We start from the raw sequence: 15,314 nt of genomic DNA on the forward strand, positions 1-15,314 counted from the left end.
GCCGCTCCTATCCTGACGGGAGGAACGGCCTTCGGGGTTGCCCGTTTAAGTATATGTTATCGTACTATTTAGAAGCTCCATTTACACCTGTAGAAACTTTAAGGCGCAAAGCGTTCAAGTGGATAAAACCAGTGGCATCCCCTTGATCATAAGCTTGTGTAGGATCAGCTTCCATCGTTGCAATCTCAGGATTGTACAGGCTGACTGGGCTCTTCACTCCAGCGCCGATGATGTTGCCTTTGTACAGTTTAAGACGAACAGTACCCGTTACATTTTGTTGGCTCTGTGTTACAAGAGCTTGCAGTGCGATACGCTCTGGAGCGAACCAGAAACCATTATACACCAAAGTGCTGTAACGAGTGATCAGGCTGTCACGCAGGTTCATCACTTCACGGTCCATCGTGATGGATTCCATTTTGCGATGAGCGACGAACAGGATCGTTCCACCTGGAGTCTCATACACGCCGCGGCTCTTCATGCCGACAAAACGGTTCTCAACCATATCTACACGTCCGATGCCGTGTTTACCACCTAGATCATTCAGTTTCTCCATAACTTGAAGGGGTGATAAAGACTCCCCATTCAGGGCTACGCAGTCTCCCTTAACGAATTCGAGCTCCAAATATTCCGCTTCATCCGGAGCATCCTCAGGAGCATTGCTCAGTAGGAACATTCCTTTGTTCTCTGGTGCACTTGGATCAAACCAAGGATCTTCCAGTACGCCGCTCTCATAGCTGATATGCAGCAAGTTACGGTCCATCGAATACGGCTTCGCCGCAGAGGCTTGTACCGGAATATCATTAGCTTCCGCATAAGCGATCATTTCCGCACGACCTGGGAATTGATTGCGGAACTCTTCTAGACGCCAAGGTGCGATCACCTTGATGTTCGGAGCCAATGCAGCTACGCCAAGCTCGAAACGGACTTGGTCGTTCCCTTTGCCTGTCGCGCCGTGCGCGATAGCCGTTGCGCCTTCAGCGATGGCGATATCTACCATGCGCTTAGCGATCAATGGACGAGCAATACTAGTTCCGAGCAAGTATTGGCCTTCATAAAGTGCGCCAGATTGGAACATCGGGTAGATGAAATCGCTAGCGAACTCATCGCGCAGATCGTCGATGTATACTTTCGATGCGCCAGTAGCAAGTGCTTTTTCCTCCAGACCGTCGAGCTCTTCTTTTTGGCCGATATCGGCTGTGAAGGCGATGATCTCCGCGTCATAGGTTTCTTTAAGCCATTTCAAAATAACGGATGTATCCAATCCGCCGGAATAGGCGAGTACAATTTTTTCTTTAGCCATGGTGTGGCAACTTCCTTTCGTGTGGGCTATATAAATTAAAATAAACGTGCCTTTGCCAGCACTCTGACGATAAATCGCAATTACACTGAATATTTGGACTTCCGGTCGCTGTTATCATCAGATTTCTTTTATTTCAAACCGCATTGTGCGGATGAAATCTGATGATAAAGGCGAACGCTACGCTCCTACAGTTCCAAAAATTCCGCTCCATTACTCCATCGTCCAAAGTCTAACTTCGCCCAACATTAATTCAATTTATATAGTGATTTATATTTTATATTTTTTAAATTCCTTAACTCATCAACGCAGCCATTAAAGCTTTTTGCGCATGCAGGCGGTTCTCAGCCTGATCAAAGATCACCGAGTTAGGGCCGTCAATTACGCCTGTGCTGACCTCTTCCTCACGGTGGGCTGGCAGGCAGTGCAGGAAGAGATAATCGCTCTTAGCGCCTTTTACAAGCTCCTCATTGACCTGATAGTCCTTGAATGCCGCTTCACGTGCCTTTTGCTCCTCCTCGAAGCCCATACTCGCCCATACATCTGTATAGATGACGTCAGCGTCTTGTACAGCTTCTTGCGGGCTGCGAGTGACCACAATCTTCGCTCCGGTTTCTTTAGCGATCTCACGAGCTTCTGCGACAACCGCTGCATCTGGCTCATAACCTTCCGGTCCGGCGATAGATACGTCCACGCCCAGCTTAGCTCCGCCAATCATTAAGGAATGCGCCATATTGTTGCCATCGCCGATGTAAGCCAGCTTCAGGCCTTTGAGCTTTCCTTTGTGCTCATAAATCGTTTGATAATCCGCCAGCACTTGGCAAGGATGTGCCAGGTCGCTAAGACCGTTGATTACGGGAATAGAAGCATAACGAGCGAGATCTTCAACCTTGTCATGGCCGAAGGTACGGATCATAATCCCGTCGAGATAACGCGACATTACTTGCGCTGTATCTCCAACGGTTTCTCCGCGTCCAAGCTGGATATCATTTTTGCTCAAGAATAGGGCATGCCCTCCCAGCTGATACATTCCAACTTCAAACGACACACGCGTACGTGTAGAGGATTTTTCAAAAATAAGACCAATCGTTTTCCCCTTCAGCGGCTGAAATTCTTCGCCATTTTTCTGCTTCTTCTTAAGCTCAATCGCCGAATCAATCAGATACGTAATTTCCTCCGGGCTGTAATCGTTCAGCTCCAGTAAATCACGGCCTTTCAGTTGCTGCGCAATGGTGTGCTTGTTACTCTGTACGCCCTGACTCATGAGCTTACCTCCCCGTTTGCTTGTTTAGCATAAGTATGAATGAGTTCGCATAGGATGTCCACCGCTTGGTCGATCTCCTCTTTGCTTACATATAGATTAGGCAGCAGACGAAGAACATTAGGACCGGCTGTCACGAACAACAGGCCTTTCTTTTGTCCAGCCAGTACAATATCGCCTACTGAGGATTGACATTCAATCCCGATCAACAGTCCTTTACCACGGATATCCTTCACAAAAGAACAGTCCACCAGCCTCTCTTTCAAAAGACCTGTCAGATATTTACCCATATCTTCGGCGCGCTGTGGAAGCTCATCTTCCAGCATCGTCTCAATCGTCGCTGCCATAACAGCTGTTGCTAGCGGTGTTCCCCCGAAGGTGGACGCATGGCTGCCCGCTGAGAAGGCTTCACGCAAATATCCTTTGCCAAGCATTAAACCTGCCGGGAACCCGCTAGCAATCCCCTTTGCCAAGGTGAAAATATCCGGTTCAATTCCATAATGCTGATGAGCGAACAGCTTGCCTGTACGTCCCATACCTGTCTGTACTTCATCTACAATCAGAAGCAATCCGTGTTTCTTACACAAGGCCACTACAGCGTTCAAGAACTCAGGTTCTACCTCAAGCACGCCACCCTCTGCAAGTACCATCTCCAGCATGATAGCAGCTGTATGATCTCCGATAGCAGCTTCTAACGCTGGGAGATCATGCAAGGGTACGGTCTTGAAACCTGCTGGAAGCGGCAGGAAGCCTTCTTTTACCTTTTGCTGGCCTGTAGCTGTTAGTGTTGCCAGTGTACGTCCATGGAAGGATTGTTCGAATGTGATAACCTCATAACGGTCGACACCTTTAATCTTCTGATGGTAACGGCGGGCCAGCTTAATAGCAGCCTCATTCGCTTCTGCCCCGCTATTGCAGAAAAATACTTGATCAGCGCAGCTATTCTCTGTCAGAAGGTTGGCAACTTTATCTTGTCCCGGAATATGGAACAGATTCGAGACATGCCAGAGCGTATCAATCTGATCCTTCAGCTTAGCGCCGACTTTTTCAGGAGCATGACCTAGACTGGTCACAGCCAATCCACTGGTGAAATCCAGATACTTATTGCCTTTATCATCCCATACCCAGGTACCCTTGCCTTTAACTAGGCTGATATCATATCTGGCGTAAGAAGGGAACACTGCACTCAGCTTGCCTGCTGCAACATCCGGTGTACCTGATCCTACTGTATCGGTCTGCTGTGCCCCTGCTTGCGAATCCAACTCCGCTTGTGTAAGCTTGCTCATTCTAAGTCACTCTCCCATCGGCTGCTCCTGTGAACAGGCTGCGCCTCTAATTTGTATTCATCTATGATTCTACGAACGAATAATACGTGTACCTATCGCTTCACCTTGCAGTACTCGACTAAGCACCCGTGGTTCTTTTCCATCCACAATGATAACCTCTGATACGCTGCCCTGAATGCAATCGATAGCTGCCCGCACTTTGGGGATCATGCCACCGTAGATTTCCCCACTTTCGATCAAGGCTTCGATTTCCTGTACAGTAACGGAGGGAAGCACAATCTTTTCACCTTCCACTGTACTCATGATGCCTGGCACATCTGTGACGACGATCATTTTGGGAGACTCCACATAGGAAGCAACTGCCCCTGCTGCCGTATCTGCGTTAATATTGTAGCGCTGACCTGCTGCATCTACTCCGATAGGTGCAATGACAGGAATATAACCCATCCCAACAATACCAGTTACGATCTCAGCCTTAACTTCCGTTACTTCTCCTACCAAACCTACTTCGGCGCTGTTCGCTACTGGTTTAGCAAGGATCATATTCCCATCGATGCCCGAAAGCCCCAGAGCTAGACCGCCGCTCCCTTGAATTCGCCGGACAATCGCCTTGTTTATACTCCCTGCCAGGGTCATCTCTACAACATCTAGTACTTCCTCGGTGGTTACTCGCAGGCCATTCACAAAGCTGCTTTCAATGCCCAGTTTCGCTAGATTCTCAGAAATGGCTGGCCCTCCACCATGAACAATTACTGGCTGAATGCCCTCCTCCTGCAAATCTCGCAAATCCTCAAAAAAAGAATCAGGTAGAGCCGCAAGCGTACTGCCGCCGCATTTCATTACAAACAACCCACTACCATCTAAAGCATCTATAAGTTCAAGCTCGCTATTTAGCGTCATATAATCGATATCCTTCCCTTTTGGGCTTAACACGCCATAAATTAAGTGCGATATGCAGCGTTAATACGCACATAATCGTAAGTTAGGTCACAGCCCCAAGCCGTTGCTTTTCCGCTTCCATCATGCAGATCCACAGTGATCAGCACAGTTTCACTTTTTTGCAAATAGGCCAAAGCCTTTTCCTCGTCAAAAGCAATTGGCTTCGAGTGCAAAAGCACCTCAATATCCCCTAACGAAATGTTCACATGCTCCGGCGATACCGGAACACCCGCGCGCCCAACCGCAGCAATAATCCGCCCCCAGTTCGCATCCGCTCCAAAAATAGCAGATTTCACTAGACTAGAACCAACCACTGTCTTAGCAATCGCTGCCGCCGCCTCATCATGAACAGCCCCATTCACTTGAACCTCAATCAGGTGAGTTGCACCTTCGCCATCTCGAGCAATCGCTTTGGCAAGCGTCTGGCACACATAAGTGAATCCAGCAGCAAAAGCGTCCCAATCCGGATGCAGCCGTGTCAGCTTCTCATTACCGGCAAGCCCACTCGCCATCGACACTAACATATCATTGGTGCTAGTATCTCCATCGACTGTAATCATATTAAAAGTAACATTCGTAGCTGAACGCAAAAGACTAAGTAAATCCTCCGCTGCAATATCAGCATCTGTGGTCATAAAGCCAAGCATCGTAGCCATGTTAGGATGAATCATCCCTGAGCCCTTTGCAGCTCCGGCAATTGTAACTTCTACACCGCCAACGAGCACCTTCACGGCAATCTCTTTTTTAACTAAATCGGTGGTAAGAATAGCTTGGCAGAATTCCTCCGCGCCAACAGCTCCTCCGTCCAGCTTCTCTGGTATTGCAGTAATCCCGTTACGTACGCAGTCCATTTTCAACAGTTCACCGATAACTCCAGTCGAAGCAACAGCCACATCATTAACGGCCACACCTAAATGCTGAGCCGCAGCAGCGCGCATCTCATAAGCATCTGCTTCGCCTTGTTCGCCTGTGCAGGCATTGGCATTCCCGCTGTTCACGATAACCGCCTGCAATACTCCGTTCGAAAGGCTTTCGCGAGTCACTTTCAGCGGAGCCGCCTGAAAAACATTCGTCGTATACACAGCCGCAGCCGTTGCCGGAACTTCACACAGAATCACTCCGAGATCGTTGCGATCTGTTTTTTTTAATCCACAATGCAATCCTCCGGACTTAAAACCCTTAGGTGAAGTGATACTTCCACCCTCCAAGGTGGTAAATAACTCAATCTCGCTCATATTATTTGTACCGCTGATCCTTATGGATACACAGGTGTGTAGCCGAGGCCAAGGGTTTCCTCCCATCCCATCATCAAATTAAGGTTCTGTATTGCCTGCCCTGCCGCACCTTTTACAACATTATCAATGACGGAGACTATGGTCACCCGCCCTGTACGAGTATCTGTTGCAAATCCGATATCACAATAATTAGAGCCGCTAACTTCTTTTGTCGCCGGAATCACACCTACATCACGCACCCGCACATATGGCCGGCCCGCATAATATTCACGGTATAAATTCACAAAATCCTGCTCCGTATAATTGTCCATCATCCCTGCATACATCGTACTCATAATTCCCCGGCTCATCGGCACGAGATGTGTGGTGAACGTTACCGTTACCTTTTCTCCAGCAACCTCTGTGAGCGTCTGCTCAATTTCTGGTATATGTTGATGCTTATTGATTTTATAAGCTTTAAAGTTCTCATTAATCTCTGCATAATGCACCATCAGGCTTGTTCCGCGTCCTGCTCCAGTAACTCCTGATTTAGCATCAATAATAATACTGTCGTGTTTAATCCAACCTGCCTGAATTGCAGGAATTAGTCCAAGAAGTGTAGCTGTAGGATAACAGCCTGGATTAGATATAAAATCTACCCCAGCCGCACGCTCTCCAAACACCTCGCAAAGTCCGTATACAGCCTGCTCTAGATATTCATCAGCCGGAGCCGGATGTTTATACCAGTGCTCATACTCTGCACCATCCTTCAATCGGAAATCACCGGACAGATCCACGACCTTAAGTCCAGCTTCCAGCAGCTGCGGTACCAGCTTTGCGCTCACACCCGACGGCGTCGCCGTAAATACCACATCCGCCCGCTCAGCCATCTGAGCCGGGTCAACGCCATCCAGCCTTCGATCAATGATGCCCGTCAAATGCGGAAAACCTTCCTCTATAGCATCCCCTGCACTTGATGAGGAAATTACCGAAGTAATCTCTACCTTAGGATGACTTTGTAGCAGCCGAATCAGCTCTACGCCCCCATAACCCGTTGATCCAACAATCGCCGCTCTCAGCTTGCCTTCCACTGTCATCCCCACTTCCTGCTTATCATGAATTATAATAAATAATATAATGCATACCGTCTTAGAAATATGTATTATTATACGACTCAATTAATATAAATACAACACATAGTGTTAACTTTCTTTATTCCTAAATATAATTGTATTTACAAAAAAAGAGAAGCATAGCTTCTCCTTGAGGAGAAATTACACTTCTCTTTTAAACCCTTCACCCAGCACCTCATGCGCCTCAGTTATAATCACAAAAGCACTAGTATCTACCGATTGAACAATCGCTTTTAATCTGGAAACCTCATTCTGGCCTACTACAACCATCAACACCGTACGCTCATCACCAGTATAACCGCCATGTGCATCTAGCTTCGTCAGACCCCGATCCAGATCATTCAAAATCGCCTCAGATATTTCTTCCGTCTTGTCCGAGATTATGTAAGCCACCTTTGTATAACGGAAGCCTACCTCTATCGCATTAATGGCCTTACCTGTAACAAACAGACCGATCAGTGCATATAGTGCTTGTTCCATACCGAGTATAAAAGCAGCCAGCACAATGACCGTCCCGTCCAACAGCACTACGGAAATCGAGAAGCTGAGACCGGATATCTTTTGAATAATCTGCGCCAAAATAGTAAGTCCACCTGTCGAGCCCCGTCCGCGGAACACAAGACCTAACCCCACCCCCACACAGATACCGCCATAAATGGAAGCTAAGAGTGGATTGGTGGTAGGTGCAGGCAAATCTTTTGTCAACAAGATAAAGAGCGGCAACACAAAGCTCCCAAGCAGCGAGCGAACTCCGTATTGTTTACCCAAGAAGATTACCCCGAGTACAAACAACGGAATATTAAGCGCCCACTGCGTAAATGCCGGTTCAGCCCCAAACCAAGCTTCAGCCAATACAGACAGACCAGATACACCACCAGAAGCAATATGATTAGGCAGAAAAAAAAGATTAAACCCCAGCGCTGTAACTAGCGATCCGAGCAAAATTAACATCGTATCCACCACATGTCGGAGTGGCCCATTCAGAGGAATCAGTGGGGGTTTATTACGTGAATTGACTTTTTGCATTTCAAAGGCTCTCCTTAAAGTGTCATCTTGCTCTACGAAAGAAGAAACGGCCATCCCATCCTAATCCATGAATGGTATCCGTTTCCCCGAAACTCTCTTTTATTCTGCCTCAATCTTGATCTGGCTACGCAAGTAACCATCAATGAATGCATCAATATCTCCGTCCATCACAGCGCCAACATTCCCCGTTTCCACGGAAGTACGGTGATCCTTAACCATGTTATACGGATGGAATACATAGGAACGGATCTGACTGCCCCAAGCAATATCGGATTGCTCACCGCGAATCTCATCCAAATGCTGCTGTTGCTCTTGCAGTTTGCGCTCATATAGCTTGGAACGCAGCATTTTCATCGCTTGTTCGCGGTTTTTGATCTGTGAACGTTCGTTCTGACAGGTTACCACCACACCCGTAGGTAAGTGAGTAATCCGTACCGCGGAGTCTGTGGTATTAATATGCTGTCCACCGGCGCCACTTGCACGATACGTATCGATCTTAAGATCCTCCGTACGAATCTCAACCTCTACATCATCGGCAATTTCCGGAACGACATCACAGGATACAAAAGAAGTATGTCTTCTGCCCGAAGAGTCAAACGGAGAAATCCGTACTAGCCGATGTACACCTTTTTCAGCTTTCAGATATCCGTAGGCGTTGAAGCCTTTAATAAGTAGTGTGACACTCTTAATTCCCGCTTCATCACCCGGTAAGTAGTCCAGCACCTCAACCTTGAATCCACGTTTTTCAGCCCAACGGGTATACATCCGCAGCAGCATCTGGCCCCAGTCTTGGGATTCCGTACCGCCCGCACCCGGATGGAGCTCAAGAATAGCATTCAGCTTGTCATACGGCTGGTTAAGTAGCAATTGCAGCTCGAATTCATCAACTTTACTGCCTAAACTGCTGATCGTCTCCCCAATCTCTGCCGCAAGACCTTCATCGCCCTCTTCATCCGCAAGCTCCGCCATCATTGCAGCATCGTCGTATTCTTGTTGCAGCTTCTCGTATTGATCCACGGACGATTTCACGGCATTCATCTCGCCGATCACGCTCTGTGCCTGCTCTGGATTATCCCAGAAGCCTGGAGCAGCCATTTTTTCTTCAAAGTTCGAGATCATCTCTTGCTTAAGATCTAAGTCAAAGAGACCCCCTAAGGTCAGTTAGTTTCTTGCCTATTTCACGCAGATCCTGCTTTACATTAGCTTCAATCATATGGTCACTTCACCTTTCAAAATAGGTTGTTACGGTCCTCGCTATTGGAAAGTTAGTAATGAGTGAATGTTCAGCCATTCCGAGAAGGATTGGACTTCCGATCGCTGTTGTTTCCAGATTCCTTGAATTGATAACCGCATAGCGGTTGGAATCCCGAAACAAAGGCAACACTCCGTTTTTCCAGTTCCAAACCTTCTCTCCATTCCACATTCACTCAAGTGCTAAATATCCAAAAAAGCGACTGGGCCGTAAACGGGGGATACCCCCGGGCCCAGCCGCTCTTTATGGTTAGTATACCCATAGAGATCAGGGTTAAAGACTTACATCTTCAACACCTGAATATGAGCGCTACTAAACGTTTGTCTTATGCGTTTTGACCGTGGCAGTTCTTGTACTTCTTGCCGCTTCCGCAAGGGCAAAGATCATTACGACCAGCCGCAGCCTCAACATGTACCGGACGTTTCTCAGCAGGTTCGCTGTTAGTGGAAATTTTATTTTCCTCTACAACGGATTGACGCTCCTGATTTGTCTCGATGTGAGCCTTCATAATATAAGTAGCTACTTCTTCTTGAATCGTAGCCGTCATAGTATTAAACATTTCGAAACCTTCGAATTGATACTCGCGAAGTGGATCTGTACCACCGTAAGCACGCAGGTGAATCCCTTGACGCAATTGATCCATCGCATCGATATGATCCATCCACTTGCTGTCCACGGAGCGCAGCACAATTACCTTCTCGAATTCACGTACCAATTCTGAACCCAGGCGTTCTTCACGAGCAGCATATTTCTCAAGTACACGTTCGAAGATGTACTCAATGATCTCTTCTGCTTCCTTGCCCCACAGAATATCGCGAGTCAAAGCACCTTCTTCAAGCAGCTTGCTGTTTACGTAATCAGCAACTTCTTGCAGCTCCCAGTTTTCAGGAATATCGTCACTGCAGTGTGCGTGAACAATACGTTCAATAACCGGCTTGATCATTTCAAGCACGATATCTTTAATATTTTCAGACTCCAGAATCTCACGGCGTTGTTTATAAATAATTTCACGCTGTTGATTCATAACGTCATCATATTGCAATACGACTTTACGAATATCAAAGTTATTACCTTCAACACGTTTCTGAGCAGATTCCACAGCACGCGTAATCATGCGGCTCTCAATCGGCTGATCTTCCTCAAACCCAAGGCGATCCATCATACTCAAAACGTTGTCAGCGCCGAAACGCTTCATCAACTCATCACCAAGGGATAAGTAGAATTGTGTAGAACCTGGGTCCCCTTGACGACCCGCACGACCACGCAGCTGGTTATCAATCCGGCGCGATTCATGACGCTCTGTACCAATGATATGCAGACCTCCAAGATCTGTCACACCTTCGCCCAGAACGATGTCCGTACCACGACCTGCCATGTTGGTAGCAATCGTAACTGTACCTGGCTGACCTGCATGTGTAATGATTTCAGCTTCAGCAGCGTGATGCTTCGCGTTAAGCACTTGGTGTCTAACGCCTTTGCGCTTCAGCATTTCAGATACGAGCTCTGAATTCTCAATCGATACTGTACCAACAAGTACAGGTTGGTTCTTTTTGTGACGCTCTACAATTTCTGCCACAACAGCGTTGAACTTACCGTTCTCACTCTTGTAGACGACATCTGGCATATCTATGCGCTGATTTGGTTTATTCGTAGGAACTTGAAGAACTTCAAGACCATAAATCTTCTTGAACTCTTCTTCCTCAGTTTTAGCTGTACCTGTCATACCGCCCAATTTGCGATACATACGGAAATAGTTCTGGAAAGTAATCGTAGCAAGCGTCATGCTCTCATTCTGTACTTCGATTTCTTCCTTCGCTTCAATCGCTTGGTGCAAACCGTCACTATAACGACGGCCTGACATTAAACGTCCCGTAAATTCATCAACAATAACGACCTCACCCTCGTTAACAACGTAGTCTACGTCACGACGCATAATTACGTTTGCTTTCAGGGCTTGGACGATATGGTGATTCAAGGTTACATGACTGTGATCATACAAGTTCTCAATACCAAAAGCGCGTTCAGCAGTAGCTACACCTTTTTCAGTCAAGGCTACGGACTTCACTTTGATATCAACTGTGTAGTCTTCTTCAGCTTTAAGCTTTTTCACAAAACGGTCTGCTGCAAAGTACAATTCAGTAGACTTCTCAGCTTGTCCGGAAATGATAAGAGGTGTACGGGCTTCATCAATAAGAATGGAGTCCACTTCATCAATAATACAGAAATAAAGAGGGCGCTGAACCATTTGTTCTTTATAAAGCACCATGTTGTCACGCAAATAATCGAAACCAAATTCGTTGTTCGTGCCATACGTAATATCGCAGGCGTAAGCATCTTGTTTATCAGCATGGTCCATACCGCTTAGGTTAACCCCAACCGTCATGCCCAGGAAGTTATAGATTTGTGCCATTTGTGCGCTGTCGCGCTGAGCCAAATAGTCATTGACCGTTACTACATGTACGCCTTTACCAAGCAAAGCATTCAGGTAAACCGGCAATGTTCCTACTAGAGTCTTACCTTCACCAGTCTTCATCTCGGAGATTCGACCTTCATGCAGAGCCATACCACCAATTAATTGTACATCAAAATGCCGCATGCCAAGCGTCCGTTTGGAAGCTTCACGTACGGTTGCAAACGCCTCAGGAAGAATTTCTTCCAAGGTTTCGCCTTTCTCAATACGGGCGCGGAACTCTTCCGTCTTAGCTTTTAAAGCTTCATCGGATAGTGCTACAAATTCCGGCTCCAATCCATTAATTACATCGACTGTCTTCATGAGACGTTTAACGTCACGATCGTTTGTGTCTCCGAATATTTTCTTTACAAGTCCTAGCATGGTTAACCCCTTTCATGCAACACAGATGGTGGAACCGAGCCCATCCTCACAAAATTGAAAGGGCCATTTATAAATTCGATTCCGCTGCTTCATAAATTGTAACAGTTTGTAAGAGATGCCGCAATACAAGGTGTAACAGCCACATTTTTTCATATATACGCACAAGAGCCCTATTCGCTATAAGCGAATAGGGGCTCGGTTTAAATTTCTTAAGTCCTGACTAACTCTCGAGGCCCTTTATACTTAGAGCATAACTGGCATCATCGTATCTTAGCCCTGTTCAATCAGTCCATATTTACCATCATCACGTTTGTAAACTACGCTAACTTCCGAGGTGTCGATATTGGAAAACACAAAGAAATTATGTCCTACCATGTTCATTTGAAGAATCGCTTCTTCCACATCCATCGGCTTCATCGTAAAGCGTTTGTTCCTAACCACTTCTAAATCATCATAATCTTGTTCTTCTACAGCAACAGCGGCACTAGCTCCATCCACAAACAGCGTCTTGAGTCCCTCTTGACGGAACTTACGGTTCAGCTTCGTTTTGTGTTTGCGAATTTGGCGTTCCAGCTTGTCCACAACGGCGTCTATGGAAGCATACATGTCATCGCTGCGATCTTCCGCACGAAGCGTCACGCCAGCAAGCGGAATGGTTACTTCCACCGTATGAAGGCCGCGAACTACGCCAAGCGTCACAGACCCTTCAGAGGTAGGGGGTGCTTCGAAATACTTCTCAAGTTTGCTGAGCTTCTTATCAACATACTCTCTCAAAGCGTCGGTCACGTCAATTTGTTGACCTCGAATGGTGAATTGCATGGCCACTCCTCCTTTAGTTACACCTTCATTATACCAAATTGTAAGCGCTAAGTAAAAAGCAATTCCTTACAGCCCTTACATTTAGATAACAAATGTTGTCATAGCGTTCACAAATAAAACAAGTCCGGTAAGAGCAACCAATCGCCCTACCGGACCAAAAGTAAACCTGTCGTTATTATAGTACGGATTCCACTCTTATATTCTCCGAATGAAATCACATAAGGTCAGGCTATTTGGTATGAATTTGAATAATTTCTACAGGAGACCATTGAGAACCCGATCCTGCAATAACATATACCTTATAGGCAGTATTTGCTGCTAAACCAGTTAAAGTCTGTGTATGCTTTACACCAGGAGCAAACGTAAGCGTGTTAGTCCATGGAGCAGCCAATGCAGTACCGCTACCATTTTGACCTAAGGCAATCTGCGCTGCAGTAGGTGCCTTCTCATTTGCCGGCAATACTACATATCTAACTGGGGTTGTATCGCCACCTGTTACACCATATTTAACATATACATCTGCTGTAACTGTACTAACTTGTCCCGGCTCAAAAAGCGAAATCGAGCTAGCAGTAGCTTGAGCAGTAGTCAACCGAACTGTCGTTACAGTAGATAAGTTACCAGCTACATCCGCAAGCGTGATATATGTTGCATATTCTGTACCAGGATTCAATCCGTAAACAGAGAATGTAACCGTTGTGTTAGCTACAGTCGCAACACTACCATGGATACCACTTGCAGTCCCGTTACTAATTTGTCCTTTTTCCACCTGCAATGCAGTTGGAGCAGTTACATCAGCATTATAAGGAGCTACAACATAGTATACTGCACCAGTTACGGAAGGTGTCAGGTATACATCCGCTGTGACCGAACCAACATTACCGTAGGTTGCCCCACTTACTGTTGGCGCTGTGCTACTTCCGCCACCGTTACCACCGCCAGAACCTCCGCCAGTACTACCACCTGGAGCAGCAGTTGGGGTTGGTGTAGCTGTTGGTGTCGGAGTAGCCGTTGGAGTTGGTGTAGGTGTTACACCACCACCTGTGCCACTACCAGGATAATAGATAGCTGAAGTATTGATAATACCTACAGCCTCGGCACGTGTTAACGATCTCTTAGGACCGAAGGTTCCATCTGGATAACCGTTAACAATCTTCTTTTCCACTGCGGCTGCTACAGCACCTTTTGCCCATGCTGCAATTTGTGCATTGTCTTTAAATTTGTTCGAAGTTGTATTGGTGCTCAATTTAAGTAATTTTGCAGTAATTACAGCTGCCTCTTCTCTTGTAAGCGGATTATTAGGACGGAACGTATTATCCTCGTATCCTCCGATATATCCAGCTTCCACGGCTTTAGCCACTTCACTGTAATTCCAGTTTGTGCTCTTCATGTCTTTGAAAGTTACTGTTGCTTTAGTTGTAAACCCTAACAGGCGATTTACCATAGTCACATACTCACCACGCGTAATTGCTTTGTTTGGTTTCACCGTTCCATCTGGGTAGCCTCCAAGGTATCCTCTATCTAGCCATTCCTGCAGCTGACCTTGTGCCCAGTGGCCTTGAATATCCTTAGGTACAGTTGCAGCAGATACGCTGCCGAGAGACCCTAATAACATACTAGTACCTAATATTCCGGTCATAAGACCGCGCCACATCTTCTTCATCCTGCTAATCACCCTCCTAATTGTTTTGATAGCTTAGGCTATATTGAATTTTTTCGTGAATGTAGTAACCTAGGCTAACATAGTGTGTGTCGAGGTAAGATAAACAGCTCAACGTATATCTATTACCCACCTTTTGCAGAGTTCTAACATTTTCCATAAAATGAATTTACAAAATAGGCTATTTTCTTTACTAGGATTGGCTATACTAGACACATATGAACGCACAAAAAAAGGATCTTGGAAGATTCCAAGATCCCTGCTAGCGCTGTCTAAATTGCTAACCATCTACTTATATGTAGTTCGGCTTCGCCGGATGATTATAATTTGATTACGTTAGCTGCTTGTGGTCCACGTGCACCTTCAACGATATCGAATTCTACGGATTGACCTTCATCCAATGTCTTGAAACCATCAGTTTGAATCGCGGAAAAGTGTACGAATACGTCGCCACCGTCTGCAGTCTCGATAAAACCATAACCTTTTTCTGCGTTAAACCATTTTACTTTACCTTCCATTGATTAAACATTCCCTTCGTCATCAGATGAACGTGAGTCTTGCTCACAATTCGACTATACCACCGTAACTTCTTTA

The 15,314-nt window shown here is 46.3% G+C and carries 12 protein-coding genes; all 12 read right to left on the reverse strand.

The window, feature by feature from the left end:
* Nucleotides 1–64: 64 nt before the first annotated feature.
* A complete protein-coding gene (locus tag NYE35_RS28865) occupies nucleotides 65–1,300 on the reverse strand; it encodes an argininosuccinate synthase (protein ID WP_036678522.1) in 1,236 nt (411 codons plus the stop codon).
* Between the two features lie 292 nt (nucleotides 1,301–1,592).
* The gene (gene argF, locus NYE35_RS28870) at nucleotides 1,593–2,561 is read right to left on the reverse strand and encodes an ornithine carbamoyltransferase (RefSeq protein WP_036678521.1); all 969 of its coding nucleotides are present in this window, start codon (nucleotides 2,559–2,561) and stop codon (nucleotides 1,593–1,595) included.
* Nucleotides 2,558–3,844: an aspartate aminotransferase family protein gene (locus NYE35_RS28875; RefSeq protein ID WP_341122312.1), complete on the reverse strand. Its 1,287-nt coding sequence runs from the start codon at nucleotides 3,842–3,844 to the stop codon at nucleotides 2,558–2,560. Before NYE35_RS28875 ends, argF begins: the two co-directional genes overlap by 4 nt.
* A gap of 69 nt (nucleotides 3,845–3,913) precedes the next feature.
* The gene (gene argB, locus NYE35_RS28880; protein ID WP_076099670.1) at nucleotides 3,914–4,744 is read right to left on the reverse strand and encodes an acetylglutamate kinase; all 831 of its coding nucleotides are present in this window, start codon (nucleotides 4,742–4,744) and stop codon (nucleotides 3,914–3,916) included.
* Nucleotides 4,745–4,785: 41 nt separating this feature from the next.
* Nucleotides 4,786–6,018: a bifunctional ornithine acetyltransferase/N-acetylglutamate synthase gene (gene argJ / locus NYE35_RS28885; RefSeq protein WP_076273703.1), complete on the reverse strand. Its 1,233-nt coding sequence runs from the start codon at nucleotides 6,016–6,018 to the stop codon at nucleotides 4,786–4,788.
* Nucleotides 6,019–6,038: 20 nt separating this feature from the next.
* Nucleotides 6,039–7,094, reverse strand: coding sequence for an N-acetyl-gamma-glutamyl-phosphate reductase (argC, locus tag NYE35_RS28890; protein ID WP_076212557.1), 1,056 nt, complete (start codon nucleotides 7,092–7,094; stop codon nucleotides 6,039–6,041).
* Nucleotides 7,095–7,271: 177 nt separating this feature from the next.
* Nucleotides 7,272–8,156 (reverse strand): YitT family protein, encoded by an 885-nt coding sequence (locus tag NYE35_RS28895; RefSeq protein WP_036678511.1) that lies wholly within the window; start codon nucleotides 8,154–8,156, stop codon nucleotides 7,272–7,274.
* A gap of 99 nt (nucleotides 8,157–8,255) precedes the next feature.
* A protein-coding gene (gene prfB / locus NYE35_RS28900) for a peptide chain release factor 2 (protein WP_143758633.1) occupies nucleotides 8,256–9,369 on the reverse strand; the annotation gives its coding sequence in 2 pieces (ribosomal slippage) (nucleotides 8,256–9,296 and nucleotides 9,298–9,369; 1,113 coding nt in all).
* 364 nt (nucleotides 9,370–9,733) lie between these two features.
* Nucleotides 9,734–12,241, reverse strand: coding sequence for a preprotein translocase subunit SecA (secA, locus tag NYE35_RS28905; protein ID WP_036678509.1), 2,508 nt, complete (start codon nucleotides 12,239–12,241; stop codon nucleotides 9,734–9,736).
* Between the two features lie 270 nt (nucleotides 12,242–12,511).
* The gene (gene hpf, locus NYE35_RS28910) at nucleotides 12,512–13,060 is read right to left on the reverse strand and encodes a ribosome hibernation-promoting factor, HPF/YfiA family (protein WP_036678506.1); all 549 of its coding nucleotides are present in this window, start codon (nucleotides 13,058–13,060) and stop codon (nucleotides 12,512–12,514) included.
* Between the two features lie 229 nt (nucleotides 13,061–13,289).
* Nucleotides 13,290–14,723 (reverse strand): S-layer homology domain-containing protein, encoded by a 1,434-nt coding sequence (locus tag NYE35_RS28915; RefSeq protein ID WP_341122313.1) that lies wholly within the window; start codon nucleotides 14,721–14,723, stop codon nucleotides 13,290–13,292.
* Between the two features lie 317 nt (nucleotides 14,724–15,040).
* The gene (locus tag NYE35_RS28920) at nucleotides 15,041–15,238 is read right to left on the reverse strand and encodes a cold shock domain-containing protein (RefSeq protein ID WP_019915069.1); all 198 of its coding nucleotides are present in this window, start codon (nucleotides 15,236–15,238) and stop codon (nucleotides 15,041–15,043) included.
* Nucleotides 15,239–15,314: the final 76 nt, after the last annotated feature.

Source organism: Paenibacillus sp. FSL L8-0494 (genome assembly GCF_038003695.1).
Classification (GTDB): Bacteria; Bacillota; Bacilli; order Paenibacillales; family Paenibacillaceae; genus Paenibacillus_AQ; species Paenibacillus_AQ odorifer.

Excerpts from the sequence above, each read along its gene's own strand:
- NYE35_RS28865 (WP_036678522.1), bottom strand. The coding sequence starts at position 1,300 with ATGGCTAAAGAAAAAATTGTACTCGCCTATTCCGGCGGATTGGATACA.
- argF (WP_036678521.1), bottom strand. The coding sequence starts at position 2,561 with ATGAGTCAGGGCGTACAGAGTAACAAGCACACCATTGCGCAGCAACTG.
- NYE35_RS28875 (WP_341122312.1), bottom strand. The coding sequence starts at position 3,844 with ATGAGCAAGCTTACACAAGCGGAGTTGGATTCGCAAGCAGGGGCACAG.
- argB (WP_076099670.1), bottom strand. The coding sequence starts at position 4,744 with ATGACGCTAAATAGCGAGCTTGAACTTATAGATGCTTTAGATGGTAGT.
- argJ (WP_076273703.1), bottom strand. The coding sequence starts at position 6,018 with ATGAGCGAGATTGAGTTATTTACCACCTTGGAGGGTGGAAGTATCACT.
- argC (WP_076212557.1), bottom strand. The coding sequence starts at position 7,094 with ATGACAGTGGAAGGCAAGCTGAGAGCGGCGATTGTTGGATCAACGGGT.
- NYE35_RS28895 (WP_036678511.1), bottom strand. The coding sequence starts at position 8,156 with ATGCAAAAAGTCAATTCACGTAATAAACCCCCACTGATTCCTCTGAAT.
- secA (WP_036678509.1), bottom strand. The coding sequence starts at position 12,241 with ATGCTAGGACTTGTAAAGAAAATATTCGGAGACACAAACGATCGTGAC.
- hpf (WP_036678506.1), bottom strand. The coding sequence starts at position 13,060 with ATGCAATTCACCATTCGAGGTCAACAAATTGACGTGACCGACGCTTTG.
- NYE35_RS28915 (WP_341122313.1), bottom strand. The coding sequence starts at position 14,723 with ATGAAGAAGATGTGGCGCGGTCTTATGACCGGAATATTAGGTACTAGT.
- NYE35_RS28920 (WP_019915069.1), bottom strand. The coding sequence starts at position 15,238 with ATGGAAGGTAAAGTAAAATGGTTTAACGCAGAAAAAGGTTATGGTTTT.